Below are 25,523 nucleotides of genomic sequence, written 5' to 3'. Positions count from 1 at the left end.
GATGAGCCACCTTCTCGACAGATTGAACTTCCTGCAATCCAAGGAACTTGAGCAGTTCTCCAACGGCCATGGGCAAGTCACCCGTGAGAACCGGGATTGGGAGGATACGTATCGCAACCGTTGGAGGCACGACAAGGTCGTGCGTTCCACCCACGGGGTGAACTGCACCGGATCCTGTTCCTGGAAGATCTATGTCAAATCCGGGATCGTCACCTGGGAAACCCAGCAGACCGATTACCCGCGCACCCGTGCTGATCTGCCCAACCATGAACCACGCGGCTGCGCCCGTGGCGCATCCTACAGCTGGTACCTGTATAGTGCGAACCGGGTGAAGAACCCGCTTGTGCGGGGACGGTTGATGAAAGTCTGGCGCAAGATGCGGGAGACAATGAACCCGATTGAGGCCTGGACCAAGCTCCAGTCCGACCCGATCTTGCGCGCCTCCTATGTTGAAACACGTGGCAAGGGCGGTTTCGTGCGCGCCACCTGGGACGAAGCGACCGAGATTACCGCGGCTGCGAACGCCTATACCGCCAAGACCTATGGCCCTGACCGCGTTTTCGGCTTTTCGCCCATCCCGGCCATGTCCATGGTCTCATACGCTGCGGGGTCACGGTATCTTAGCCTGATGGGCGGCGTTTGCATGTCGTTTTATGATTGGTATTGCGATTTGCCGCCTGCATCGCCGATGACCTGGGGTGAACAGACCGACGTTCCCGAAAGCGCGGATTGGTACAACGCCGGCTACCTGCTGCTGTGGGGATCGAACGTTCCACAGACCCGGACGCCTGACGCACACTTCTATACCGAAGCGCGGTACAAGGGGACGAAGTCCGCCGTGATCTGCCCCGACTATTCGGAGGCAGCCAAGTTTGGTGATGTCTGGCTAAACGCCAAGCAGGGGACCGATGCCGCACTGGCGATGGCCTTTGGCCACGTGATCCTGCGCGAATTCCACCTTGATCGACAGACGGAGTATTTTGAGGACTACACACGCAAGTATTCGGACTTCCCGATGCTGGTGAAGCTGGAAGAGAAAGATGGCAAGCTGATCCCGGGGCGCTTCCTTCGTGCTGACGATCTGGACGGCAAGCTGGGGGAATCCAACAATCCGGAATGGAAGACCGTTGCCTATGACGAACTTTCGAGCAGTCTTGTCGCGCCCAACGGATCCATCGGATACCGCTGGGGTGAAGACGGCGAATGGAACCTTGAAGAACGGGCCTGCGACAGCAAGACCCGGCTCAAGATGTCGTTGGTTCTTGAGGAGGATCAGGACGCAGTTGTGGGCGTTGATTTCCCCTATTTCGGAGGTGAAGCTTATGGCCAGTTTGCTACCGACGCGGATCACCCTGACGTCCTGACCCGCAATGTCCCGGTCAAGAAAGTACAGACCAAGGACGGGGAGATTGCAGTTGCAACCGTGTTCGACCTGTTCTGCGCCAACTATGGTCTTGATCGCGGGCTGGGCGGTGAATGGGTCACCAGTGATTACGCTGACCCGATGCCCGGCACACCTGCCTGGGCTGAAAAGATCACCGGTGTACCTGCGGACAAGATCATCCACGTGGCGCGCGAGTTCGCGGACAACGCCGAAAAGACCCAAGGCAAATCGATGATCATCATCGGCGCTGCGATGAACCACTGGTTCCATATGGACATGAACTATCGCGGTGTCATCAACATGCTGGTCATGTGTGGGTGTGTCGGCCAATCCGGTGGTGGTTGGGCGCACTACGTGGGGCAGGAGAAACTGCGGCCGCAGACTGGCTGGCAGCCGCTGGCCTTCGCGCTCGACTGGAACCGCCCGCCACGTCACATGAATTCGACATCCGCCTGGTATGCGCATACGGATCAGTGGCGCTATGAGACCCTGACGGCGGATGAAATCCTGTCGCCCACGGCCCCCGAAGGCGATTGGGATATCAGCCTGATCGACTACAACATCCGGGCGGAGCGGATGGGCTGGCTGCCGTCTGCCCCACAACTCAAGACCAATCCGTTCGATGTCGCAAAGGCGGCGAAAGCGGCAGGCAAGGAAATCCCGGCCTATGTGGCCGAGAACCTCAAGTCAGGCGATCTGGAGATGTCTTGCGAAGACCCGGACAATCCAGCCAACTGGCCGCGCAACCTGTTTGTGTGGCGGTCGAACCTGCTGGGGTCATCGGGCAAGGGGCACGAATATTTCCTCAAGCACCTTCTGGGCACGGACAATGGTGTCATGGGCAAGGATCTGGGCGAGGAAGGACGCCAGTTGCCCAAGGAGGCCAAATGGCACGAGGAAGGCCCGCGTGGCAAACTTGATCTGCTGGTGACCATCGACTTCCGCATGTCCACCACGGCAGTCTATTCAGACATCGTTCTGCCAACTGCAAGCTGGTACGAAAAGGACGACATGAACACGTCGGACATGCACCCTTTCATCCACCCGCTGCAAGCGGCGGTGGACCCGGCATATGAAAGCAAGTCGGACTGGGAGATCTTCAAATCCATTGCGAAGAAATTCCAGGAAATTGCACCCGGTTATCTGGACAAGGAAACCGATATCGTCGCGCTTCCCATCCTGCACGATACCCCTGCCGAGATCGCGCAGGATCAGGTGAAGGACTGGAAGAAGGGCGAATGTGATCTGATCCCGGGCAAGACCGCCCCCGCCTACATCGCGGTAGAGCGGGATTATACCGCGATCTATGATCGCTTTACTGCGCTTGGTCCGCTCATGGATAAGCTGGGTAACGGCGGCAAAGGCATAAGCTGGAATACCCAGGACGAGATCGACAATCTGTCAGCGCTGAATGGTGTGCAGCTTGATGGTCCGGCGGCCGGGCGGCCCAAGATCGAAACCGCCATTGATGCCTGCGAGGTGATCCTGATGCTGGCACCCGAAACCAACGGCGAGGTTGCGGTGAAGGCCTGGGAAGCGCTCAGCAAGGCAACCGGGCGCGCACATGCGCACCTGGCCGAAGGGGAGCATCACAACAAGATCCGCTTCCGCGATATTGCGGCTCAACCGCGCAAGATCATCTCTTCGCCCACATGGTCGGGCATCGAGAGCGAGAAGGTCAGCTACAACGCCGGTTACACCAATGTGCATGAGCTTATTCCCTGGCGCACCCTGACAGGGCGACAACAGCTTTATCAGGATCACCTTTGGATGCTGGCCTTTGGTGAAGGCTTCATGTCCTACCGCCCGCCTGTTGATCTCAAGACGATCAATGCGGACGTGCAGGACGATGGCGACAACCTTGTGTTGAACTTCATCACACCGCACCAGAAGTGGGGCATTCACTCGACCTATACTGACAACCTGCTGATGCTCACGCTCAACCGAGGCGGGCCGGTGATCTGGATCAGCGAGAACGACGCGAAATCGGCAGGTATCGTCGATAACGACTGGGTTGAGCTTTACAACACCAATGGCGCCTTGACCGCGCGGGCGGTGGTTTCCCAACGGATCAAGGACGGGACCACGTTCATGTATCACGCCCAGGAAAAGATCGTGAACACGCCCGGTTCCGAAAAGACAGGTCATCGCGGGGGCATCCACAACTCCGTCACCCGCGCGGTTCTGAAACCCACGCACATGATCGGCGGCTATGCCCAGCAGTCCTACGGCTTCAACTACTACGGCACCGTGGGATCGAACCGGGATGAGTTCGTCGTCGTTCGCAAGATGAAGAAAGTGGACTGGCTCGACAAAGAGAAAAGCTGGGAAGCACCTGCACAGGAGGCAGCGGAATGAGAGTACGTGCACAAATCGGCATGGTGCTGAACCTCGACAAATGTATCGGGTGCCACACCTGCTCCGTCACCTGCAAGAACGTCTGGACTAGCCGCGATGGTGTCGAATACGCCTGGTTCAACAACGTCGAAACCAAACCGGGTACCGGCTACCCGACCGACTGGGAAAATCAGGCACGCTGGAACGGCGGCTGGGAGCGGACGAAGGCGGGCAAACTGCAGCCCAAACAGGGCTCGAAATGGCGGATATTGGCAAACATGTTTGCCAACCCCGACCTGCCAGAGATCGACGATTACTACGAACCGTTCGACTTCGATTACGACCACCTGAAATCGGCACCCGAGATGGAGGCATTTCCGACGGCGCGCCCCCGGTCCAAGATCACCGGTGAACGGATAGAGAAGATTGAAAAAGGCCCCAACTGGGAGGAAATCCTGGGCGGCGAATTCTCCAAGCGGTCCGAAGACTATAACTTCGAAGGGATCCAGAAGGAGATCTACGGGGAATACGAGAACACCTTCATGATGTATCTCCCCCGGCTTTGCGAACACTGTTTGAACCCCGCTTGTGCCGCGTCCTGCCCATCCGGAGCGATCTACAAGCGCGAGGAAGACGGCATTGTCCTGATTGATCAGGAGAAATGTCGCGGCTGGCGCATGTGCGTTTCGGGCTGCCCTTACAAGAAGGTGTATTACAACTGGTCCACCGGAAAATCCGAGAAATGCACGTTGTGTTATCCGCGGATTGAAAGCGGCAACCCGACGGTCTGTTCGGAAACTTGCGTGGGTCGCATCCGGTATCTTGGTGTGATGCTTTACGATGCTGACAAGATCGACCAGGCGGCCGGCGTGGCGGATGAAAAGCAGCTTTATGATGCGCAGCTTGACGTCTTCCTTGACCCCAATGACCCGGTGGTGATTGAAACGGCACGTGCCGATGGCATCCCCGAAGACTGGATCAAGGCCGCGCAGGAAAGCCCCGTCTGGAAAATGGCGATGGAATGGAAGGTCGCCTTCCCGTTGCACCCTGAATACCGGACCTTGCCGATGGTGTGGTACATCCCGCCCCTGTCACCCATCCAGAACGCGGCGGAGGCCGGTGCGATTGGTATGGATGGGGCCATGCCCGATGTGCGTAACCTGCGAATCCCGGTGCGATATCTTGCCAACATGCTGACCGCCGGGGATGAGGAACCCGTGGTTCACGCATTGGAACGGATGCTGGCCATGCGGTCCTATATGCGGTCCAAAACCGTTGAGGGTGTCGTCGACGAGGCGATTGCCGCCCGTGTGGGGCTAAGCGGCCGCGTGATCGAGGACATGTACAAGATCATGGCCTTGGCCGATTACGAGGACCGTTTCGTGATCCCGACCACACACCGTGAACAGGTTGAAGAAGCCTATGACCTGCGCGGTGGCTGCGGATTTACCGACAGCAACGGATGCTCCACCGGTACGTCCAAGGGCTCGCTCTTTGGTGGGGCCAAGAAACCCCTGAAAATGCCTACGGAGGTGATGTGAGATGGACCGCACACTTAAAGCTCTATCGCTTATCCTGAGTTACCCGACGCGTGAGCTGCAGCATGCCATGCCCGAAATCGGAGCCGTCCTGGCGTCTGATACACGGCTGACGGCGGCAGCCCGTCGGGCGTTGCGCCCGCTGCTGGAGGAGTTGGGCGGGCGCGACATCTATGACCTCGAGGAGCAGTTCGTGCTGCTTTTCGACAGGTCGCGGACCTTGTCGCTGAACCTGTTTGAACACGTTCATGGCGAAAGCCGGGACCGGGGCGGCGCAATGGTGTCGCTGATCGAAACCTACCGGGAGGGAGGGTTTGATCCCGTAACCTCGGAATTGCCGGATCACCTTCCGGTGCTGTTGGAGTTTCTGGCAACGCGTCCTTTCGACGAAGCGCGTGAAACGCTGGCAGATGCGGCGCATATCTTCAGTGCGCTGGTCGAACGACTGGAACGCCGCGAAAGCAATTATGCACCTGTCTTTGCCGCACTTGTGCAGTTGGCGGGGATCAAGGCTGACAGGGACGTGGTTGCCGAAATGCTGGCACAGCCAGACGACGACCCCACCGATCTGGAGGCGCTCGACGAGGTTTGGGAGGAGAGCGAAGTGCTGTTCGGCCCGGACCCGAACGCGGGGTGTCCGCAGGTGCGCGACATGCTCGCGCGGATGGATGTGCCTGCAGGTCCAACTCCAACCGTCAATCCCAATCCGCAGCACGCGGCAGAATAGGGAACCAGAACCATGTTTCTTGACCTTGACTACTTCATCTTCGGGATAATGCCATACATCGCACTGACCGTGTTGATTGTAGGCTGCATTGCGCGCTACGAACGCGATCCCTTCACTTGGAAATCGTCCTCAAGCCAGCTTTTGCGTCGCAAGCAGCTGTTCTGGGGGTCGGTCCTTTTTCACGTGGGTATCATCACTGTCTTCGGGGGGCATCTGATCGGGCTGTTCACGCCGGTTTGGGTGCTGGACGCGTTTGGCATTCCCTATGCGCTCAAGCAGTGGATGGCGGTTCTGCTTGGTGGGACAGCGGGTATTGCGGCCCTGATCGGCGCGTCGCTGTTGATCCATCGACGGGTCATGGACCCACGCATCTGGCAGACCACCAGTTTTGCCGACATTGGCATCCTCATCCTGATCTGGCTTCAGCTGTTTATCGGGTTGGGCACGATCTTTCTGACGCTGCAGCACATGGACGGCGCCGAGATGGTCCGCTTCATGACCTGGTCGCAAAGCGTGATCCTGCTGAACCTGAATGCATGGGCGATGGTTGTGGATGTGCACTGGCTTTACAAGGCGCATATCTTTCTGGGTCTTCTGATCACCATCCTGTTTCCGTTCACACGTCTGGTGCACATGGTGTCAGGCTTCGCAGCACCTTTCCGCTTCCTGTTACGGCCTGGTTATCAGCTGGTTCGATCACGCCGGACGACCGCCTTGCCCACACGTAGCGGCGCCTTGGCTTCTGCGGCGGCGAAGAAATCCGGGGCGCCGCAGGCCCCCAGACCAGCGGAGTGAGTGCCATGAATACAGCGCTTTTTCCTAATCTCATCGTAAACGGTGAACAGGTGCCACATGCGGTCGTTGCCGCCGAAACCCAGAACCAGGATGCCCCCAAGGGCAAACCGGGCATAGCTTGGCGGAAGGCGGCGAATGCCGTCGCCATTCGCACGCTTTTGCTGCAGGAGGCCCGGTCAAGGGGCATAGTTGCAGACAGGCTTGAAGTGGGTCCGGGACGTTTTGAAACCGATGAGGAAGCCCTGATTAGGGGTCTCCTTGAGGTGGCCGTCGATGTCTCACCGCCCAGCGTTGCGGACATACGTGCGGAATGGGAACGCGATCCGACGCGCTTCAGGTCACCCCCGCTTTGGGAAGTTTCGCACATGCTGTGCGCATGTGATCCCCGCAATGAAGAGCATCGCGGCGAGGCGCTGGCGCGCGCGCAGGCACTTGCGGCCGCTGTGCGTGACGATCCAAAGGCGTTTCCAGTGCTTGCTGCACGTGAAAGCGACTGCGATTCAAAGGCATCCGGCGGGACATTGGGTCAATTGAACCCCGGTGACACCGTGCCGGAGTTCGAAGCCGCCCTGCGCGGACTTGTTGAGGGGGAAATCACCTTAGAACCGGTGCTGACCCGCTACGGCTATCACGTCATCAAGCTTGACGCTTTGGCAGAAGGGCAGGTCCTGCCTTTCGAGGCAGTGCGGCCCAAGATCGGCGAAGCGCTGGAAAAGGCAGCATGGGTGCGGCAGGCGCGGGCATATGTTGATCAATTGGTGCAGACCGCTGAAATCGAAGGGGCGGACCTGCGACCCGTCTGATGGGGAGGGAGGACGATGACACATGAGAATTCCCCACACACAGGACATATCCGTGGTGAGCGTGCCGGTGATCACACAATGGATAATCCGCTGGACGTCATTGCCGAAGATCACATGCGCGAGCGGGAGGTTTGTGCGCTGATCGAGGGGTTCGTGTCGGGAACGGCGCTTTCTGGCAGTGATCTTGAGATGATGACGCGTTTCCTTTGGACCGAGCTGCCCAAGCATCTGGAAGATGAAGAGGAGGACCTTTTTCCCTTGTTGTTGAAGCGATGTGCGCCAGAGGATGAGATCGGCAAGGTGGTAGAGAAACTCCTGTCAGATCACGAACACGCCTTTAATGACGGTACCGGTATTGGTTCGCTCCTTGAGAGCCATTGCCACGCCCCCGAAAGGCTTTCGGCGCGGGAACGGGCGCAGTTGACTGACTTTGCCAATCATGCCCGCCGTCATCTTATTCTGGAAAACGCGGTGGTGCTTCCCATCGCCCGTGTTCGCCTGACATCCGATGATCTGCAGGGCATGTGGCAGCGCATGCAAGCGCGGCGCGGTGGGAGCATTTCTTCGGAGGGACGGACATGTTGAATGATCTGCTTGTCCGGAACGCAAGGTGGTCTGCGCACAAGACAGCAGAGGAACCGGGATACTTCCCGCGTTTGGCGACAAGGCAGTCTCCTGACTATTTCTGGATCGGTTGCTCTGACAGCAGGGTGCCCGCGAATGTGGTGGCGGGCCTTGATCCCGGTGAGGTCTTTGTGCATCGCAATGTCGCCAACGTGATCCATTCTTCCGACCTGAACATGCTTTCCGCTTTGGAATTCGCAGTTGAGGCTTTGGAGATCCGTGAAATCATCGTTTGCGGTCATTACGGTTGTGGTGGGGTGAAGGCGGCGGTCGAAGACCTGTCGCATGGTCTTGCGGATCACTGGTTGGAACCGATCCGGCGTCTGGCACGGGCCTATGCCGTGGATCTGGCGCAGCAGGACGGTGGGGAAGAACGTCAGAACAAACTGGCAGAACTGAACGTGATCGAAGGCGTCCGCCGTGTCGCTGAGACACCGATCTTGCAACGCGCCTGGCAAAGCGGGGTCGGCATTCGGGTTCACGGGCTGATCTATGGGCTGAAGGATGGGCGGTTGCGGGATCTGGACTGCACCATCGGGCCGGGACATTTTCAAAGTGAGGCAGCACAATGACCGTTATCCAAAGAATTGAAAAACCAGCCTGCGGGTGTGGGATCGAGGCGGGTCACAAGAACCTGATCAGCATTGATGAGGCGTTTGCACGTATTGCAGCAACGGTTCGTCCCATCGATGGCGCCGAAGACGTTCCTGTAGGCGCTGCAAAAGGCCGGATCCTAGCCCATTCTGTCCGGTCGCTGGGGATGGTTCCACCCTTTGATAACGCTGCGATGGATGGCTATGCGATCAGATCATCGGATCTGGTGGGGCCCGGCCCTTGGCGGCTGCAAGTCACAGACCGTGTTGCAGCCGGACAGGTTCGAAATCAAAGTCTCGCATCCAATACTGCCATTCAGGTCTTCACCGGCGCGCCGGTGCCCGATGGTGCAGATGCAGTCGTTATGCAGGAAAATGTCATCCGAACGGGCGACTACATCATGCTTCCAAGCAAGGTCAGCCCGAGGACGAACATCAGGTCGGTCGGTGAAGATATGCCAGCGGGCAAGATCATCGGGACTGCTGGTCAGGCACTGACGGTACGCAGCATTGCGGCATTCGCGGCCGCCGGGCATGCGACCGTGCCGGTGCATCGCCGGGTCCGTGTCGCGCTTTTGATTACTGGAGATGAAGTGCATCAGGCCGGGCAGGCGCGGGGACCAGCAGGGATCTGGGACGTGAATACCCCGATGCTGAGCGCAGCCTTGCAGTCGCCCGAGATTGACCTGCGCATCGTCCAGACAGCAAAGGACAGCCGCCCGGAGTTGCAGAGCCAATTGTCCGACATGGCCAAATGTGTCGATCTGTTGATCACGACAGGAGGGATTTCTGTTGGTGAGGCCGATCATGTGAAACCCGCGCTGGCTGCACTGGGAGCCGAGACGATCTTTAGCGGCGTTGCGCTCAAGCCCGGCAAACCAGTGTCTTTCGGCAGGATCGGGTCGACGCTCTGGCTGGGGCTGCCGGGTAATCCGCTTTCGGCTCTGGTGACCTGGATGATGTTTGGCAAGACGATTTGCGACGCGCTTTCAGGGCGCGCGCAGGATCAGGTTTTGCGCCGGAACGTCGTTCTGTCCGAGCCGCTTCGGCATACGCCGGGTCGGTGTGAAATGCGGCTGGCACGCTTGTGCGGATTTGACGGCATGGGACGTGAGGTCGTGGAGTTTGCGCCTGTCACTCATTCTGCGCGGGTTGGCGATCTGTCACCGATGGACGGCCTGCTATTGGTGCCGGGTGAGGCCGCAACCCTGCCCGGCGGTGCGATCGTCGAATTCTTGCCATTTTAGCAAAAGGTCATCCGTGATGAAAATCGCATATACAATGGCACCCGGTAGAGGGGATACGGATTTGCTGCTTTGCCGGGTGGCACAAAGACTGGCCTCCGACGGGTTCAGATGCTGTGGCACTGTGCAAACAAACACCGATTGCGCCGATGGTCCTTGCGACATGGACGTGATGGTATTGCCGGATGGTCCCGTCTTCCGGATATCCCAGAGCCTTGGACGGCATGCCAGGGGTTGCCGGTTGGACCCAGCCGCCCTCGAAAGTGCTGTCGCGGAGGTTTCGGCGCATCTGGATACTCAACCGGATGTGCTGATCATCAACAAATTCGGCAAACACGAGGCGGACGGACGTGGCTTCCGCTCCGTCATTGCTGATGGGCTGTCACGGGATATTCCGGTTTTGGTCGGCGTGAATACACTGAACAGCGACGCGTTCATAACCTTCGCCGGACCGGAGGCCGTAAAGTTGGACCACGACGATGACGTATTGATCAATTGGGTCGCTGCAAACACGAAACGCGCGCTGCAACCGGCGTGATCAGCAAACTGTCCGGCGCTGAAGGTCCGGTCGTGCTGGGCCCAAGGAGAACGACATGAATTTTGACTATTCCGAAAAAAGTCTCGCGCTTCAGGCAAGGTTGTCCGCGTTCATGGAAGACCACGTCATCCCCCGCCATGCTGCGTTTGTTCAGGAGACGACCGCCGGGTCACATGTTGTCAGTTTCATGGAAGACCTCAAGGCGCTCGCACGTGAAGAGGGGTTGTGGAATTTCTTTCTTTCGGACTTGCAGGAGGACGAACCCGGTACGCCGCTGAGCAATGTTGATTATGCCCCTCTTGCAGAAATCATGGGCCAATTGCCTTGGGCCTCAGAGGTGTTCAACTGCTCCGCCCCGGATACCGGGAACATGGAAATACTCCATATGTTCGGGACACCCGAGCAGAAGGAACGCTGGCTCAACCCACTGCTGAATGGACAGATCAGGTCGTGTTTTTCGATGACCGAACCGGATGTTGCCAGTTCCGATGCGACGAATATCGAGACTGTCATTCGCCGCGATGGGGATGAGTATGTCATCAACGGGCGCAAATGGTTTTCGACCGGTGCGGCATCGCCCCGTTGCAAGGTGGCCATTCTGATGGGCAAGACCGCACCCGATAATGCGAACCGCCATGAGCAGCAAAGCATGATACTGGTGCCGCTGGATAGCGAGGGGGTGACCATTACCAGAGATATCGCGGTCATGAATCACCACAGTTATGAAAGCCATTGCGAGATTGCGTACAGAAATGTGCGCGTTCCCGTTTCCAACGTGCTGGGGGTGGAAGGAGAGGGTTTTTCAATCGCACAGGCGCGCCTTGGACCGGGGCGCGTTCACCATTGCATGAGGTCGATTGGGCAGGCGGAGCTTGCCTTTCGGATGATGGTCGATCGGACGCTGGAGCGTAAGACATTCGGCAAGTTCATACACGAACACGGCATGCTTCAGGACAAGATCGCAACCAGCCGGATAGAGATTGATCAAGCGCGCTTGCTGGTTCTCAAGGCGGCGTGGCTGATTGACGAATTCGGCGTTGCTGGCGCCCGGAACGAGGTCGCCATGATCAAGGTCGTCGTGCCGCAGATGTGTGAACGGGTGATTGACCGCGCGATACAAACCTTTGGCGGGATGGGGATGACGCCGGACACGCCGCTGCCTGATCTGTGGACCATGGCGCGTAGCCTGCGCTTGGCGGATGGGCCTGACGAGGTTCACAAAAGATCCATCGCCCGTATGGAGGTCAGAAAAGCGCAGAACGGACCCCGCGACAGTTACAAGTTCTTCACCTTGCCCAGCCGGGCAGATGAGCGTGACATTCGGCAGGATTCCGTCTCGGTGGGGGAATAACGGGGCGAGCCGACTATTCGACGCTGCGCCCCATTGCCGCGATCCTGCGGTGTCCTGCCTGGCCATGCCAGAAGCCGTTCGAGAATGGCGCATCAAAATCGAGGGCATCGAATTGTGCTTTCGCCTCTGCCGGTGTCATCAGGCCGGTCAGGGTTTCTGCAAAGACCTTGGCGACAGCAACCATATCAATGTCCTGCGGCATCAGGCGGAAATCAGTGACCCCCATCCCGATCATTGCGGGCAGTTCTTCAATCAAGTTGATGTAGCTTTGTGACATTGTTTGAATGCCGTTTATACGCAGGAACGATTGTCCATCCTGTGTGGTCAGTGGCATGCCGTCCGGGTTCTCTTCGCAGACGAACTGACAGTTGTCCTTTGTCCGGCCATGTGCGCGCGCATGATAGCAACGGGCGGATACGGCCAGCGAGGCACGGCCAAAGACCTGTACTTCAACCCCGATGGCGCGCACGGCAGCGGCTTGGCCCATTGCTGCAACCGACGCTGACGGGAGTTCAACGGGCAGGCACACATGCGTCGCACCGCGATCCGCGAAGTAGGACAGGGTTTCGGCGTTATACACATTCAGAAATGGTCCAATTCGGTGCGGACGGCCCGAGATATTCAGCAAACCTGCGGCATTGTTGATCTCGATCTCAAACTCCGCGATTTCGGCCATTGCTTCGATTGCCTTGCGTTCCCGCTTCAGCATGACCTCTGCAAGGCTGGAGAAGACGACCGCTTTGCCGGCACGGGTCAAACGGGCGGCGACCTCGTCGTAGTGATGGTCGAAAAAGGGTGCGCGTTTCGAACAGATGACTTCGCCCAGATAAACGGTGTCGACCGGAGCTTCATCTGCGATCCGGGCATAGAAATCCTGCTTCTTGTCTGCTGACCAGTGGTATGGGATCGGTCCAATTGTCAGTTTGGGTGTCATCGCGCTATCGCCATTTCTTTGTCTGGAAGGCCCCTTGGGTTTCTTTCTGCCCTTCGGTAAGGGCGACAAGGCTGCCAAGGTCCGGGTGTGTGTCGTTTTGGATCGCGTCGATTGCCTCGCGGAATGAACTGACCACCTGACGGACATAAGCGCGTGAGCGTTGGCGCCCCTCGATCTTGAAGGCGTTTACACCGGCATCGATCAGTTCCGGCAGAAGGCGTGCCAGATTGAGGCTTACCGGTTCTTCGAATGCGTAGTAGCCATCTGACCTGCAGGGTGTGTGATAGCGGCCCTTGCAGATGGTCGGATACCCTGCGTTTTCGTCAGGCGCGAAGCGATCTATGGTGAAAGCGCCAAGTTTCGTGGACAGGTTGCCGACCTCGTCTCGTACATATTGAACCTCCGCCGCCGGGGAGCAGACCCCGTCCATATTCGTGGACAGCCCGGTGGCATAGTTGGTCAGGCTGCATCGTCCCTCGACCATCAGTCCGTGATTACCAAAGATGAAGGTTTCGATCTCACAGGGGATTTCGGACTTGATCTGGCGGATTTCAGGTATGGCCAGGATACGGGGCAAAACCACCCGTTTGACGCCGAATTCCTGAACGTAATAACGTATGGCCTCAGGGCTTGAGGCAGCAGCCTGCACCGACAGATGCAACCGGGTGCCGGGACAGGTGCGGGCAATGTAATCGGCTACGCCCACGTCCGCCACGATGAATGCGTCCACGCCAAGACCCGCACCGATATCTGCAGCGTCCTTCCAAAGCTGAAACTTGCCTGCGGGCGGATAGGTGTTGAGGGCCAGAAGGACTTTTGCGCCATGTTGATGTGCGTAGACAACCGACTTTTCCAACTCTTCCGGGGTAAAATTCAGACCCGGAAAATTCCGCGCGTTTGTTGCATTCTGAAAGCCGCAATAAACAGCGTCAGCACCTGCATCAACGGCTGTCCGCAAGGCTGCTGGCGTGCCGGCCGGGCAGACAAGTTCTGCAATGGTCATGGTTCTATTCTCCCAAATCGCGCGAGGTACCTGCGACCTTGCGGCATCGGTTCAGTGCGAAGCGGCCAAGTGGGCCAAACATGTCTGCCACGTCTTCAGCGATGGAGCCGTCCACATCATCCAGAGCATTTCGCAGGCTTACCACCGCTGCCGTATTGCCCGAGATCGTGAGATCGCGGGAGAAGAACAGGGCGTCCCCGTCCTCGCCGGCATCCACCAGGCGCAGCAGGGTCAAAAAGTTTCCGGCAATCCGCGCCTCATGGGCAGGGACCGCAGCGCGGCGGATTGCCTTGAAGGCTGGGTTTGCAGGGTTGGGTTGCAGATAAAGCGCGAATGGAAAATCAACCGGGTCAACCACGAAACCGGTCTGGGTGTGAGGACCGAGACGGTCGAACACTTCAGGGTGCCGATTTGCAATCTGCATGACGATGCGGCGCAATATCGGCTGCAGGATGAAGGTCGGAAAAGGGAAGTTACGATGGCTCCTTTGAAACGGAAGGTCGTTTTCGGCAGCGCGTCTTGTGTTCATAGTTGTTTCCATCTGCGCTGCAAGCATGTGAAGTCAGCTGTCTCCGGGCAAGCGAATGCCAGCGAGATCCAAATCATGCCTGCAAAATCCGGTGAGGGTAATCCATGGCCATGCCATACAGAGAAGCGCACGGGAATTTCTTGCGCGGCGTCAAAAAAAGTTTGGAATTCTGGCAAGTAGAACCGAAAAAACGGGTAAGATGAGCGGCAATTCACGGCCTGCGCATGCACTGCAACAGGCCTGTGGCAAATGGATGCCAAATGAACTCACAACCACGGGCGATACTGCCGCGAAGGACGTCAGGGAACGACTTCTGGCGTTCTCCTCACAAACCGCTTTTCCTGTGCTGCTTCGTTTGGGCCGCGCTTGCGATCGGTTGGTGGCCGCTGGGTGCCGAGATTGGATTGCCAGCCCCCGAAATTGGAAGCCCGGTCCACTGGCATGTTCATGAGCTTCTGTTTGGGTTCGGCGGTGCGGCCTTAGGGGGATACCTTCTGACGGCTTTGCCCAGTTGGACCGCCGCAAAGCCGATGGGCAGGGGCTGTCTGCGAATTCTGGTGTTGTTCTGGGTTCTTGCGCGTTTGACAGCTGCCTTTGCAGGGGTCGTGCCCTTAGCCGTGATCGGAGCAACGAATGCAGCCTATTTCTTCGGTTTGGGCGCGGTCATCATGCGCGTGACACTGAAGGTGCGTTTGTACCGCAAAGCCGGTTTCGGCATCGCCATGCTGGGTCTTGGTTGTGCTGAGATCGCGTATCTGCGTTTTGCTGCTTTGACCCCGCACGATGCGCTTATTCCGATTGGGACTGTCGCTGTGCTTTGCTTTTGTCTTTTGATAATCGTTGTCGGGGGCCGCGCCGTCCCGGCGTTTACGCGCAATTGGATGTTGCGGATGGAACGGGCGGGACCGCAGGTCGACGACGGATCACGCGCCTGCGTTTTGGCGGTGTTCCTGCTGATCTTCGTTTTGGTTTGCCTGCTTGTTGCAAAAGACGCCTTGGCTCACATCGCAATGATTGTTTGCGGATTGACCCTTCTTCGGAGTATGCGCGGATGGCGGTCCACCCATACGCTTGCCAATCCCCTGTTGGTCAGCCTGCACCTTGCTTACTTGTGGGTGCCGATTGGAATGGTCGCCGTCGGGTTGCTTGGCCTATTCCCGAATGCCTATCCGCTGTCCAGCGCACTCCATGCGATTACTGTCGGGGCGATGTCAGGTATGATCATGGCCATTGCCGGTCGCGCCGCCGCACGGCGCAAGCGCGGGGAACTGCAGGCAAGGCAGGGTTTCATCGTGGGGGTGTCACTGCTTTGGGTCGCGACATGGGTGCGGCTGGCCGCGCCGATGTTTTCCGAATCCTCCGGCCAGATCATCATCGTTGCTGCGGTCATGTGGTGTCTGAGTTGGGCTGCCCTTCTAGCGGATTTCCTACCCGGCCTTTTTCAGCCCAGTCCGCATCCTGTTCTGAGCGGCGAAAAGCACCGACCGCCGGACCGTGAGGCGGACGCGTCTGAGGTCAGTGGTCATCCCGCACCGGTGGGTGCCGGATGCGATAAGGTCTTGTAGGAACTCCAATCTTCAATTTCGGGATAGAACTGCTGGCGCCACGCCCGCACCTTGGGGTTAAATACCCGGCGCCACAGCGGCGGGATCATTGCCATCGCGGTCATTGGTGGATACCCCGTGGGCAACATCGGGACACGGTCTTCATCAAAAACCTGAAGCAGCGGATAACGGCGCATCGGGTGCAAATGATGATCCGCATGGCGTTGCAGATTGATCAACAAAAGCCCGGAGACACGATGCGCTGAGTCCCACGAATGGTGTGGTCGCACTGGTTCGTATTTGCCGTCTCCAAGGTGTTTGCGCGTAAGGCCATAGTGTTCGACATAGTTTGTCAGCTCCAACTGCCAGACGGCAATGAACGCCTGAAATGCAAACAGGCCGACAGCGATCCAGCCGCCGATTGAAAATGCCAGCCCAAGGAAGGCCAATTGCAGAAATAGATATTTCCAGACCGGGTTTGAGGGATGCCACGGGGATCGTTGTCGACGGGCCAGCATGGCGCGTTCGGCACGCCAAGCAGATGCAAATCCTGTCGTCAGGGTGCGGAAAAACGCGCGGTGGAACCCTTCGTTATAGCGTGCGGTCACCGTGTCGCGGGGTGTGCCGACGTAAGGATGATGAACCAGCAGATGTTCGGTACGGAAATGTCCGTACAGCACAAGTGCCATCAGCAGATCACCCAGATTGCGTTCGATTGCGTTGGCCTTGTGAAACAGCTCATGCGCGTAAACGATCCCGACTGTGCCGGTTGTCACCCCGATCCCGAACATGATCCCGAACGTCTCAAGCGTGGAATGCTGGCCATGGTGTGTCAGGTAGTAGAGCGTCCCGAAAACAAGCGCGAACTGGATCGGGAACCATATCCAGGTCAGCAGGCGAAACCAGAACAGCTGTGCATCCGGTGTATCGGGATCGGGGTTGCGCACATTCCTGCCCAGAACCACATCAAGAAGTGGCATCAGGACCCAGCCATAAAACGGGATCGATAGGATCGTCCATCCCCCGTTGATCACCGCCAGTACGACCAATGGGACAAAAGTCAGCGTCAACCAATAGGGCCATGCGCGCAGCTGTGCATATGAGAGTTCGGAAGGGACAATATCAGTCATATCTTGTTGACCTTTTTCATTTTCGGATCCCGTGGGGTGAGGCGCAGGTAGATGCCGTTCTTTGACCGCACGGTCAGGTGCGCCACCGGAACGGGTTCGGCGTCTTCCACGATCTCGAACCGAAATGCCCGGACCAGCATCGACAACAACAACGTGCCTTCCGTCATCGCAAAGGCTGAGCCGGGGCAAACCCGGGGCCCGGCCGAAAATGGGATGTAGGCCCACCGGGCGCATTCCTTTCCGTTCGGTGTGTCAAAACGGCCTGGATCGAATTCATCCGGCCGCTCCCACAGGCGTTGATGACGATGCAGGTGCCACGGGCTCAGGATCACTTGTGAGCCGCGACGCACAAACCGATCCCGGAAGTTTTCGGACTTAGCCGCCTCGCGTACGTACATCGGCACCGGGGGATAAAGCCGCATCGCTTCACGAAATACCGATCTTGAATGGCGCAGCTTCGACACCGTGGAAAAGTAGATCTTTTCGGGCTCGAAAGCGGTTAAAGCTTCTTCTGCCAGCTTTTCCTGCCACTCCGGATAGCGTGCCAGAAGGTAAAGCGCCCACGCCAATGCGGCCGCCGAAGTCTCATGCCCGGCCAGAAAGAAGATCGCGACTTGGTCGATCATTTCGTTTGTATCGAAAACCTCACCGGTTTCCGGATCGGGTGTTGTCATGATTTTGGTCGCAAGATCATCCGGTGCTTGCCCCGTTTTGATATCATGCGCCCGTTGCAGGGTTAGCTGGCTAATCAGATCCCGGATCGTCCGCGCCGTTTCCCGCGCTTTGCGCGGGTGGAAGCGGGGAAACCAGTGCGGCCAAGGCAGCATGGCGGCGATCGATGCAATGGGTTGCGCTGACTGGTGATTGCGAAACGTCTCAAAAGCCGCATGCGCGATTTCGTTCTCGATGGGGACGGAGAACAATGTGCGAAAGATGACGTCCATCGCAACGTGGCTTGTCTGCGCCTCGATCTCCACCGGCGTGCCGTCGGCCAGCGGCTTCAGTCGGTCGACCGCAGCGACGCCGCTGTCCCACATCGCTGGAAAAATATGCCGCAAACGCCCGCCTTCGAAGGCGGGATCGATGATCCGGCGCTGGTGGGCCCATTCCTTGCCATTCGTAATAAAGACCGAGTCCCCCAGGAGCGGCTTCAGCCCTACGCGGATGCGCTCTGACTTGGGGAAATCTTCGGGGCGTTCCTTCAAGACCAGATTGACCAAATCGGGGTCGTTGCACATGTATGAACGGAAAAACGGTGTGCGCATTTCAGCCATCCATGCGCGATACAGATGTTCGGGCTGTGCAGAAAGGATGTCCCGTTTGAACAGTCGAAAGTGCTTCCATAATGGCACCTTGCCCCGCCGCGCAGGGGGTTTTGGAGGTGGATCAGGACAAGCGGCTGAATTGGCGTCGAACAAGTTTTCGCTCCTGCTTAGGACAAGATATCTGACAATTTGCCCCTGTAGTTGTAGCGGTCGCGCAAGGGTGTCATTGACGATCGTCAAATTGGCGTTGAGATGACCCTAAGCCCGTGAGCCCCGTACGAAGCCGATCTGGCGCGTGCATCTCTGTTCATTCGGGGATATGATCACGGCCGATAGTATGACGAGAGTGGTGACCATGTCTGTCGGTCTGAATCCGGATCATCCTTGCGGCAGATGTGCCTATTATTCAGAGAGCGTCTGGTCTTCGGTCAAACTGGGATCTGTTTCGGCGCTACAACGCGGGTTTTCACGTATCGCACTGTCGGAAGGTCAGGCGCTGTTCAGTCAGGGTGACAGGAACCGTGGCATTTTTTGCGTGTCCGAAGGGCTGGTCGCATTGAGGACGCTGCACGCCGAAGGCACGTCCACCCTGATCAGGTTGGCATATCCCGGTGAAGTTGTCGGGTTCCGATCATTCCTCAGCGCGCGCGAACACAGGACAGAGGCGCGCGCGCTGTTGCCCTCCCGGATCTGTTTGGTCGGGCGTCGTGACGCAGACCATCTGGTGCAGGGTGACACCGATGTCCTGATGAAGCTTGCATCCCGATGTGTTTCAGAAATTGATCAGAACCATGATCGGATCATTGCGGCGGCGACCAAATCCAACAAGCAGCGTCTTTCCGATCTGTTGCTCCGCCTTATGAAGGTGCACGGCACACGGGCAGAGGGGCAGATCAGGATGCGCCTTCCGCTGTCCCGGCTTGATCTGGCGGACTTGATCGGCGTGCAGCCTGAGACGGTTTCGCGCCTGATAAACCGACTGCGCAAAGATGGCGCGTTCTTCTTCTCGGGTCGCCATGTCTCCGCGCCGCTGGCGATGCTTGTCGAACTGCAGAACGCAGCCGAATAATCCCGGGGCTTCGCTTGACCATCGTCAATTTCACCCGCCTGCAAACCCGCTAGTCTTGCGTCGTATTGATTGTGCAGCCGGTGCGGGGGTCGCCTTATGGATTTTGGCCTGTTCTATTTTGCCAATGACGAAAAGGGCGGCGGGCGGGACAAGTATGACCTTATCCTGAAAAGCGCAAAGTGGGCTGATCAGAACGGTTTTGTGCGCCTCTGGACTCCGGAGCGCCATTTTCACAGTTTCGGCGGGCTGTCCCCGAATCCGTCGGTGCTTGCGTCGGCCTTGGCGGCGACAACTGAGAACATCCAGATCTGTTCGGGCAGTGTTGTGCTGCCGCTGCATGACCCGATCCGGGTGGCTGAAGAATGGGCGGTGGTTGACAATATTTCGAACGGGCGCGTGGGGCTGGGTGTCGCCTGTGGTTGGGTTCCGAATGATTTTGTGATTTCGCAGAACCAGGATCAGTTCGACTGCCGTAAGGAAACCTTCGCGAAACATACGGCAACCTTGAGGGATTTGTGGCGGGGAAAGCCCCATCGGGTCACCAACCCCATGGGCGAAGAGATTGACGTGCAAACGCTGCCGCGCCCCATTCAGGAAGAGGTGCCGATCTGGATCACCGCCGCCGCCAACCCGGACACCTTCCGGCAGGCAGGCGCGATGGGTGCCAACATCCTGACGCATCTGCTGGGCCAGACAGTGCAGGAGTTGGAGGAAAAGATCGTTCGCTACCGACAGGCTTGGGCAGATGCGGGACATTCCGGTCAGGGTGTCGTTTCACTGATGCTGCATACATTTATCGGGGACAGTGACGAGAGCGTTCATGAAATCGTCCGTGATCCCATGAAGCGTTATCTGGCGGGCTCGCTGAACCTCGCGGCGGCGAACATCGCATCTGTGCCATTCCTCAAGGATGCTGACAAGATCGATGTGGGTGGGTTGACGGACGATATCGTGGACCAAACGCTTGAGGCTTCCTTTGAGAAGTATTTCAACATGGCCGGTCTGCTTGGCTCATATGAGAAATGCCTCGGGATGGTGGATCAGTTGGCGCAGATGGATGTGGATGAAGTCGCCTGTCTGATCGACTTTGGTGTGCCTGAGGACGCTGTGATGCAAAGCCTTGAGAAGCTGAATGTGGTGCGCATCCTTGCAAATTCGTGAAGGGGCGCGGTGGAGTGGGTGTGGTTGAGCGATGGGAGTCAGGGACTGTTGGCAATTCGTTTCGGTCCTGTGAAATGCAGCTGCGCACGCTTCATGGCGCCCCGCCGTGCGCCGCTAACTCGGGTGCAAGATGGTGAAAACCTCTGGCATTGAATTCTTAAACATGTATACTGGTACTTTAATACCTAAATAGAGGATATCGGCACCGATGAGCGAAAATCTGGAAGTAGGAAGCACCAAGTCGCGCAAGATCACGATTGATGCAGACCGCACGATTGATTTCATGGGAGAAGACTGCCGCGTCTATGCAACGCCGTCACTGGTACGAGATATCGAACACGCCTGTCGTGATCTGATTGTTGAATCAGTTCCGGCAGGGCAGGATTCTGTTGGGACAACTGTATCCATTGCACATATCGCACCGACGCTTCTGGGTATGGAGGTTACCGTGACTGTCACCGTGGCGGCGCTTGACGGGCGCAAGGTAGCCTTTGACGTGACAGCAAGCGATCCGCTGGACAAGATATGCACCGGGCGGCATGAGCGCTTTATCGTTGATGTGGGCAAGACGCGCGACAGGCTGCGCCAGAAGGCTGAAAAGCTGGCCGCAGCTTAGGGGGCGCGACATGACTTCCCAAGGTGCAAAACACAAGACCAGCGTTTCTTCCTACTGCTATCAATGCGTTGCGGGTCCTGATCTGATGAAGGTCGATTCAATTGACGGTGTCCCGATTCAGATCCGGCCCAATGATACCGCAGCATCGGTGCATCCTGCGCATGGCAAGGTCTGCGTAAAGGCCTTTGGGCTCATTCAAAAGACGAACAATCCCCACCGTATCCAGACACCGATGATCCGGACCAATCCGAAGAAGGGCCGGGGGGAGGATCCGCAGTTTCGCGCAGCCACTTGGGACGAGGCGCTTGAGCTGATCTGTGGCAAGCTGAACGACGCCAAGGCAAAGGGCCTGATGGACGAAAGCGGCTTTCCGCGTGTTGCCGCCAGTTTCGGTGGGGGCGGAACATCGACCGTCTATATGGGCACCTTTCCCGCGTTCCTGAAGGCATGGGGCGCGATCGATATGAGCTTCGGCAGCGGTCAGGGGGTGAAGTGCTATCACTCCGAGCATTTGTACGGAGAGTTCTGGCATCGTGCGTTCACCGTTTCCCCGGACACGCCCCTTGTTGAAATGATCATTTCCTTCGGGGCCAATGTCGAGGCATCGGGCGGGGTGTGCGGCGTGCGGCGCCATGCGGATGCACGGGACCGCGGGGTCAAAAGGGTGCAGGTGGAGCCGCATCTGTCTGTCACCGGTGCCTGTTCTGCGGAATGGGTTCCGATCCGCCCCAAGACAGATCCTGCGTTCATGTTCGCCATGTTGCATGTCTTGCTGCATGAGGTCGCGCGCGATCGGCTCGATGTGCCGTTTCTGAAGATCCGCAGTTCATCACCCTATCTTGTCGCACCGAATGGGTTCTATCTGCGCGACCCGGACAGCAGGAAGCCGCTGATCTGGGACGCCAGACGCGGCAAGGCTGTGCCCTTCGACACACCTGATGCTGACCCTGAAATCGAAGGGACGTTCACTGTTTCAGGAATTGAGATCGGGCCGGATGACACCGCCTGGGATCATCATGGTATCTCGTGCCGCCCGGCCTTTTCACATCTGGTTGAGCACGTTCAGCCCTACAGCCCCGCATGGGCGGCGGATGTCTGTGACGTGCCCGAAGACATGATCCGCAGGACGGCGCTGGATTATCTGGACCACGCCCATGTTGGCGAAACGATTGACATCAACGGAACAGAAATGCCGTTCCGCCCGGTGGCGATTTCGTTGGGCAAGACGGTATCAAATGGATGGGGCGGTTACGAATGCGCCTGGGCGCGGACCCTCATGGCGGTGCTTATCGGCGGGCTTGAGGTGCCCGGCGGAACGCTTGGCACAACCGTGCGGCTGAACCGGCCTGCCGACAACCGTTGGTCCAGTGTCGTCCCCGGGCCGGATGGCTTCATGAACTATCCGATGAACCCAACGCGAAAGGACGAATTTCATACCACGTCACCGTCCCGGCACGCGCACCAGACGTTGATACCGCTGGCTGCGAATTCACCGTGGAGTCAGGCGCTTGGCCCGACGCATCTGGCGTGGATGGCGCAGAAGGAAGGATTTGAACATCTGCCCAAGCCGACCCAGCCGGATGTCTGGTTCGTCTATCGCACCAATCCGGTGATTTCTTTCTGGGATACAGGTGCCGTGGCGGACGCAATTGCAAATTTCCCGTTCACGGTCTGCTTTGCCTATACCCACGATGAAACCAACCACATGGCGGACGTCCTGCTGCCCGAATGTACGGATCTCGAAGGGTTGCAGCTGATCCGCATTGGCGGGTCCAAATATGTTGAACAATTCTGGGAACATCAGGGGTTTGCCCTGCGTGATCCAGCGGCCAAGCCAATGGGAGAAGCGCGCGATTTCACCTGGATCGCGACCCAGTTGGCCAAGGGGACGGGGCTTTTGGCCGCATACAATCAAGGGATCAACAAAGGGGCCGCTGGTGTACGGTTCTTTGGTGAGAACTACGATTTCTCACTCGCCCCCGATGAGGAACATTCGGTTGAGTCAATATGGGACCGGGCTTGCAGGGCAGCGAGCGCTGAACTGACCGATGGCCTCGAAAGCCAGGGTCTTACGTATTACCGGGAGCACGGCTTTCGCACGATCCCTTTCCCGAAGGAGCGTTGGTATCTCTACCCCGCCATGAAAGAGCAGGGTCTGAGGTTCGAATTGCCCTATCAGGAACGGCTGCTGCGCATCGGTCAGGAACTGGGGGACCGGTTGCATGAAATGGGGATCACATGGTGGGATCGGCAGCTTAAGGAATACGAGGCGATGCCCCATTATCAGGACCTGCCGCAGATGTGGAAGGACGCGCAGGAACGCCAGTACGACGTCAAGATCGCGGATTATCCGTTCTGGCTGCTGACCGCGCGGTCGATGCAATATTCCTGGGGCGGGAACGTCGGGATTCAGATGATCCACGAGGTCGCTTCCAATGTGGCCGGGCATGGTGGTGTGATGATGAACCCCGCTGCGGCTGGCAAACTGGGGTTGGGAGAGGGCGACACGGTCGAAGTTTATTCGCCTACGGGCACAACCCGCGGTGCGGTGATCCTGCGTCATGGCATTCGCCCCGACACCCTGCTGATGATTGGTCAATTCGATCATTGGAAAACGCCGTTCGCCAAGGACCTCAAGACGCCCAGTATGAACAGCCTTACGCCGATGTCGCTTGAACTGACGGATGCCACCGGGTCCGGCGCAGATCTGGTGCGCGTGGCGATACGCAAGATCGGAGAGCCCGGATGACGAAGTATGCCATCGTGGCTGACCTGAACCGCTGTGTGGGGTGCCAGACCTGCACATCGGCTTGCAAGCACGCCAACGCCACTGCGCCGGGTATCCAGTGGCGCAAGGTACTGGATTTTGAAACGGGTGAGTTTCCTACCGTTAACCGTGCCTTTGTCCCGGTCGGCTGCATGCATTGTGACACCCCTTCGTGCATGGATGTCTGCCCCACCACGGCGACCCGAAAACGCGACGACGGGATCGTCACAATCGATTACGACCTGTGCATCGGATGCGCCTATTGCGCTGTATCCTGTCCCTATCAGGCCCGGTCACGTGTCGACAAACCTTCGGTTGCCTACGGCGGCAAGGCCATGAAGCACGAGGCGCTGCGCGAAGACCCCGCGCGACTGGGCGTCGCCCAGAAATGCACGCTTTGCGTAGAGCGGATTGACGAAGGGCGGGCAAATGGACTTGTACCCGGTATCGACCCCGCCGCCACCCCGGCTTGCGTGACCTCTTGTATTGCAGGGGCGTTGCACATGGGTGATCTGGATGATCCGCACAGCAATGTATCCCAACTCCTCCGCCAGAAGCGGCATTTCCGCATGCATGAAGAACTGGGAAACGGGCCGAATATCTTCTATCTTTATGATGGTGAAATCGAAGACGTCGCCCCGGCCGAAGCCATTCCGTATGTGGCAGAGCCTGTTGGGCTTGGCGCGGTTTCGCCCAGGTTGCAAACCAACTGGGACTGGCGTGCCGCAGCAAACTTTGTGTTTGGTGGTGCCGGAACCGGTCTGATGGCGACGGCAGCTCTGGCAGCATTTCTTGCGCCGACCCTCTGGCTTGCGGTGCTCCTGTCGCTTTGCCTTGTCGGGTTGGGGCTTAGCTGCATCTGGTTTGAAATCGGACGCCCCTGGCGGTTCCTGAACGTCTTCCTGAACCCTTGGACCAGCTGGATGTCACGTGAAGCGATGGCGGCGTTGCCGTTCTTTGGGTTCGGGGGTCTGGCATGGCTATCAGGTTCCGTGACGCTGCTTTGGTTAAGCGCGATCTCCGGCATTATTTTTCTGTATTGTCAGGCCCGTATCTTGCAGGCCGCAAAAGGAATTCCGGCCTGGCGCCATCCTGCCGTCGTCCCCTTGGTGGTCTCGACCGGCCTGACCGAAGGGGTTGGTGCCTTTGCGGTGCTTTGGCCCCTCGCGGGCGGAACAACCGAACAGGGGCGCATGTTGGCGATTGTCTTGGTGGCGCTGGTGCTTGCGCGGCAACGCCTGTGGGACAGCTATCGCAGGCGGCTTGAACAAGACGGCGCGCCGACCGGTGTCTTCACCGCGTTCGACGGCATATCGGGCGGATTGGCACTGGGGCCGCAAGCCGCCGTGACGGTGCTTGGTCTGCTGGCCGTCGTAGCGCCGGCAATGCAGTCATTTTCGCTGGTCACGGCTGGCTTGGGGGCGCTGTTGACGGGCTGGATTTTCAAACGCGGATTGATCACGCAGGCCGCGTTCAATCAGGGTTTTGCATTGACCAAGATGCCTGCCCGCGGGGCGGGAAGCAGCAGCACGGGCATCAAGCCGGGCTGGTATAAAGCCTGAACCCCATGC

The 25,523-nt window shown here is 58.2% G+C and carries 21 protein-coding genes; 16 read left to right on the top strand and 5 right to left on the bottom strand.

The features are described from left to right. Position 1: 1 nt before the first annotated feature. From AB4X18_RS07185 to AB4X18_RS07140, 10 genes are read left to right on the top strand one after another with little or no spacing between them, the layout of a single operon-like run. Positions 2 to 3,742, top strand: coding sequence for a nitrate reductase subunit alpha (locus tag AB4X18_RS07185; RefSeq protein ID WP_370399447.1), 3,741 nt, complete (start codon positions 2 to 4; stop codon positions 3,740 to 3,742). Continuing rightward, positions 3,739 to 5,262 carry a nitrate reductase subunit beta gene (narH, locus tag AB4X18_RS07180; protein WP_432817234.1) on the top strand — a complete coding sequence of 508 codons (1,524 nt, stop codon included), beginning with the start codon at positions 3,739 to 3,741 and terminating at the stop codon, positions 5,260 to 5,262. Before AB4X18_RS07185 ends, narH begins: the two co-directional genes overlap by 4 nt. A 1-nt stretch (position 5,263) precedes the next feature. Then, positions 5,264 to 5,986 carry a nitrate reductase molybdenum cofactor assembly chaperone gene (narJ, locus tag AB4X18_RS07175; RefSeq protein WP_370399446.1) on the top strand — a complete coding sequence of 241 codons (723 nt, stop codon included), beginning with the start codon at positions 5,264 to 5,266 and terminating at the stop codon, positions 5,984 to 5,986. A 12-nt stretch (positions 5,987 to 5,998) separates the two neighbouring features. Further along, positions 5,999 to 6,781, top strand: a complete 783-nt coding sequence (gene narI / locus AB4X18_RS07170; RefSeq protein ID WP_370399445.1) for a respiratory nitrate reductase subunit gamma — start codon at positions 5,999 to 6,001, stop codon at positions 6,779 to 6,781. Between the two features lie 5 nt (positions 6,782 to 6,786). Next, on the top strand, positions 6,787 to 7,584 hold the full coding sequence (locus tag AB4X18_RS07165) for a peptidylprolyl isomerase (protein ID WP_370399444.1): 798 nt from the start codon (positions 6,787 to 6,789) through the stop codon (positions 7,582 to 7,584). 15 nt (positions 7,585 to 7,599) lie between these two features. After that, complete coding sequence (locus tag AB4X18_RS07160) at positions 7,600 to 8,169, top strand: hemerythrin domain-containing protein (RefSeq protein WP_370399443.1); 570 nt, start codon at positions 7,600 to 7,602, stop codon at positions 8,167 to 8,169. Next, a complete protein-coding gene (locus AB4X18_RS07155; protein ID WP_370399442.1) occupies positions 8,163 to 8,780 on the top strand; it encodes a carbonic anhydrase in 618 nt (205 codons plus the stop codon). The genes AB4X18_RS07160 and AB4X18_RS07155 overlap by 7 nt, the downstream gene beginning before the upstream one ends. After that, complete coding sequence (locus AB4X18_RS07150; protein ID WP_370399441.1) at positions 8,777 to 10,048, top strand: molybdopterin molybdotransferase MoeA; 1,272 nt, start codon at positions 8,777 to 8,779, stop codon at positions 10,046 to 10,048. Before AB4X18_RS07155 ends, AB4X18_RS07150 begins: the two co-directional genes overlap by 4 nt. 16 nt (positions 10,049 to 10,064) lie before the next feature. After that, entirely contained in the window at positions 10,065 to 10,583 is a 519-nt protein-coding gene (locus AB4X18_RS07145; protein WP_370399440.1) for a DUF2478 domain-containing protein, read from the top strand. Between the two features lie 55 nt (positions 10,584 to 10,638). Then, positions 10,639 to 11,934, top strand: a complete 1,296-nt coding sequence (locus AB4X18_RS07140; protein WP_370399439.1) for an acyl-CoA dehydrogenase family protein — start codon at positions 10,639 to 10,641, stop codon at positions 11,932 to 11,934. Positions 11,935 to 11,947: 13 nt separating this feature from the next. Here the strand turns inward: AB4X18_RS07140 and ubiV are convergent, their stop codons facing one another. Genes ubiV through ubiT form a run of 3 tightly spaced genes read right to left on the bottom strand, consistent with a single transcriptional unit; the run spans position 11,948 to position 14,400 of the window. Further along, complete coding sequence (gene ubiV, locus AB4X18_RS07135; RefSeq protein WP_432817233.1) at positions 11,948 to 12,868, bottom strand: ubiquinone anaerobic biosynthesis protein UbiV; 921 nt, start codon at positions 12,866 to 12,868, stop codon at positions 11,948 to 11,950. A 4-nt stretch (positions 12,869 to 12,872) separates the two neighbouring features. After that, positions 12,873 to 13,871: a ubiquinone anaerobic biosynthesis protein UbiU gene (gene ubiU, locus AB4X18_RS07130; RefSeq protein WP_432817232.1), complete on the bottom strand. Its 999-nt coding sequence runs from the start codon at positions 13,869 to 13,871 to the stop codon at positions 12,873 to 12,875. A 4-nt stretch (positions 13,872 to 13,875) separates the two neighbouring features. After that, on the bottom strand, positions 13,876 to 14,400 hold the full coding sequence (ubiT, locus tag AB4X18_RS07125) for an SCP2 domain-containing protein (protein WP_432817231.1): 525 nt from the start codon (positions 14,398 to 14,400) through the stop codon (positions 13,876 to 13,878). A gap of 260 nt (positions 14,401 to 14,660) precedes the next feature. Here ubiT and AB4X18_RS07120 point away from each other — a divergent pair, with 260 nt between their 5' ends. Then, on the top strand, positions 14,661 to 15,965 hold the full coding sequence (locus AB4X18_RS07120) for an NnrS family protein (RefSeq protein ID WP_370399436.1): 1,305 nt from the start codon (positions 14,661 to 14,663) through the stop codon (positions 15,963 to 15,965). Here AB4X18_RS07120 and AB4X18_RS07115 read toward each other — a convergent pair. Both AB4X18_RS07115 and AB4X18_RS07110 read right to left on the bottom strand, forming a co-directional pair. Further along, on the bottom strand, positions 15,923 to 17,074 hold the full coding sequence (locus AB4X18_RS07115) for an alkane 1-monooxygenase (RefSeq protein ID WP_370399435.1): 1,152 nt from the start codon (positions 17,072 to 17,074) through the stop codon (positions 15,923 to 15,925). The genes AB4X18_RS07120 and AB4X18_RS07115 overlap by 43 nt on opposite strands. After that, positions 17,071 to 18,339 carry a cytochrome P450 gene (locus AB4X18_RS07110; RefSeq protein WP_432817230.1) on the bottom strand — a complete coding sequence of 423 codons (1,269 nt, stop codon included), beginning with the start codon at positions 18,337 to 18,339 and terminating at the stop codon, positions 17,071 to 17,073. Before AB4X18_RS07110 ends, AB4X18_RS07115 begins: the two co-directional genes overlap by 4 nt. 355 nt (positions 18,340 to 18,694) lie before the next feature. Between AB4X18_RS07110 and AB4X18_RS07105 the strand changes: the two genes are divergently transcribed. The 5 genes from AB4X18_RS07105 (at position 18,695) to AB4X18_RS07085 (ending at position 25,514) form a co-directional block, all read left to right on the top strand. Continuing rightward, positions 18,695 to 19,408 (top strand): Crp/Fnr family transcriptional regulator, encoded by a 714-nt coding sequence (locus AB4X18_RS07105; RefSeq protein ID WP_370399433.1) that lies wholly within the window; start codon positions 18,695 to 18,697, stop codon positions 19,406 to 19,408. A gap of 96 nt (positions 19,409 to 19,504) precedes the next feature. Beyond that, entirely contained in the window at positions 19,505 to 20,569 is a 1,065-nt protein-coding gene (locus AB4X18_RS07100) for a MupA/Atu3671 family FMN-dependent luciferase-like monooxygenase (RefSeq protein WP_370399432.1), read from the top strand. A 208-nt stretch (positions 20,570 to 20,777) separates the two neighbouring features. Then, on the top strand, positions 20,778 to 21,185 hold the full coding sequence (locus AB4X18_RS07095; RefSeq protein ID WP_370399431.1) for a thioesterase family protein: 408 nt from the start codon (positions 20,778 to 20,780) through the stop codon (positions 21,183 to 21,185). Positions 21,186 to 21,195: 10 nt separating this feature from the next. Next, positions 21,196 to 23,934 carry a molybdopterin-dependent oxidoreductase gene (locus AB4X18_RS07090; protein WP_432817229.1) on the top strand — a complete coding sequence of 913 codons (2,739 nt, stop codon included), beginning with the start codon at positions 21,196 to 21,198 and terminating at the stop codon, positions 23,932 to 23,934. Then, positions 23,931 to 25,514, top strand: a complete 1,584-nt coding sequence (locus AB4X18_RS07085) for a DmsC/YnfH family molybdoenzyme membrane anchor subunit (protein ID WP_370399430.1) — start codon at positions 23,931 to 23,933, stop codon at positions 25,512 to 25,514. Before AB4X18_RS07090 ends, AB4X18_RS07085 begins: the two co-directional genes overlap by 4 nt. Positions 25,515 to 25,523: the final 9 nt, after the last annotated feature.

It is taken from the genome of Sulfitobacter rhodophyticola (assembly GCF_041281685.2).
Lineage (GTDB): Bacteria > Pseudomonadota > Alphaproteobacteria > Rhodobacterales > Rhodobacteraceae > Sulfitobacter.
Note: the sequence above shows the minus strand (reverse complement) of the source record. Positions and strands in the feature narration are given on the sequence as shown.

Coding starts and splice junctions, on each gene's coding strand:
- AB4X18_RS07185 (WP_370399447.1), top strand. CDS start 2: ATGAGCCACCTTCTCGACAGATTGAACTTCCTGCAATCCAAGGAACTT.
- narH (WP_432817234.1), top strand. CDS start 3,739: ATGAGAGTACGTGCACAAATCGGCATGGTGCTGAACCTCGACAAATGT.
- narJ (WP_370399446.1), top strand. CDS start 5,264: ATGGACCGCACACTTAAAGCTCTATCGCTTATCCTGAGTTACCCGACG.
- narI (WP_370399445.1), top strand. CDS start 5,999: ATGTTTCTTGACCTTGACTACTTCATCTTCGGGATAATGCCATACATC.
- AB4X18_RS07165 (WP_370399444.1), top strand. CDS start 6,787: ATGAATACAGCGCTTTTTCCTAATCTCATCGTAAACGGTGAACAGGTG.
- AB4X18_RS07160 (WP_370399443.1), top strand. CDS start 7,600: ATGACACATGAGAATTCCCCACACACAGGACATATCCGTGGTGAGCGT.
- AB4X18_RS07155 (WP_370399442.1), top strand. CDS start 8,163: ATGTTGAATGATCTGCTTGTCCGGAACGCAAGGTGGTCTGCGCACAAG.
- AB4X18_RS07150 (WP_370399441.1), top strand. CDS start 8,777: ATGACCGTTATCCAAAGAATTGAAAAACCAGCCTGCGGGTGTGGGATC.
- AB4X18_RS07145 (WP_370399440.1), top strand. CDS start 10,065: ATGAAAATCGCATATACAATGGCACCCGGTAGAGGGGATACGGATTTG.
- AB4X18_RS07140 (WP_370399439.1), top strand. CDS start 10,639: ATGAATTTTGACTATTCCGAAAAAAGTCTCGCGCTTCAGGCAAGGTTG.
- ubiV (WP_432817233.1), bottom strand. CDS start 12,868: ATGACACCCAAACTGACAATTGGACCGATCCCATACCACTGGTCAGCA.
- ubiU (WP_432817232.1), bottom strand. CDS start 13,871: ATGACCATTGCAGAACTTGTCTGCCCGGCCGGCACGCCAGCAGCCTTG.
- ubiT (WP_432817231.1), bottom strand. CDS start 14,400: ATGAACACAAGACGCGCTGCCGAAAACGACCTTCCGTTTCAAAGGAGC.
- AB4X18_RS07120 (WP_370399436.1), top strand. CDS start 14,661: ATGAACTCACAACCACGGGCGATACTGCCGCGAAGGACGTCAGGGAAC.
- AB4X18_RS07115 (WP_370399435.1), bottom strand. CDS start 17,074: ATGACTGATATTGTCCCTTCCGAACTCTCATATGCACAGCTGCGCGCA.
- AB4X18_RS07110 (WP_432817230.1), bottom strand. CDS start 18,339: ATGCGCACACCGTTTTTCCGTTCATACATGTGCAACGACCCCGATTTG.
- AB4X18_RS07105 (WP_370399433.1), top strand. CDS start 18,695: ATGTCTGTCGGTCTGAATCCGGATCATCCTTGCGGCAGATGTGCCTAT.
- AB4X18_RS07100 (WP_370399432.1), top strand. CDS start 19,505: ATGGATTTTGGCCTGTTCTATTTTGCCAATGACGAAAAGGGCGGCGGG.
- AB4X18_RS07095 (WP_370399431.1), top strand. CDS start 20,778: ATGAGCGAAAATCTGGAAGTAGGAAGCACCAAGTCGCGCAAGATCACG.
- AB4X18_RS07090 (WP_432817229.1), top strand. CDS start 21,196: ATGACTTCCCAAGGTGCAAAACACAAGACCAGCGTTTCTTCCTACTGC.
- AB4X18_RS07085 (WP_370399430.1), top strand. CDS start 23,931: ATGACGAAGTATGCCATCGTGGCTGACCTGAACCGCTGTGTGGGGTGC.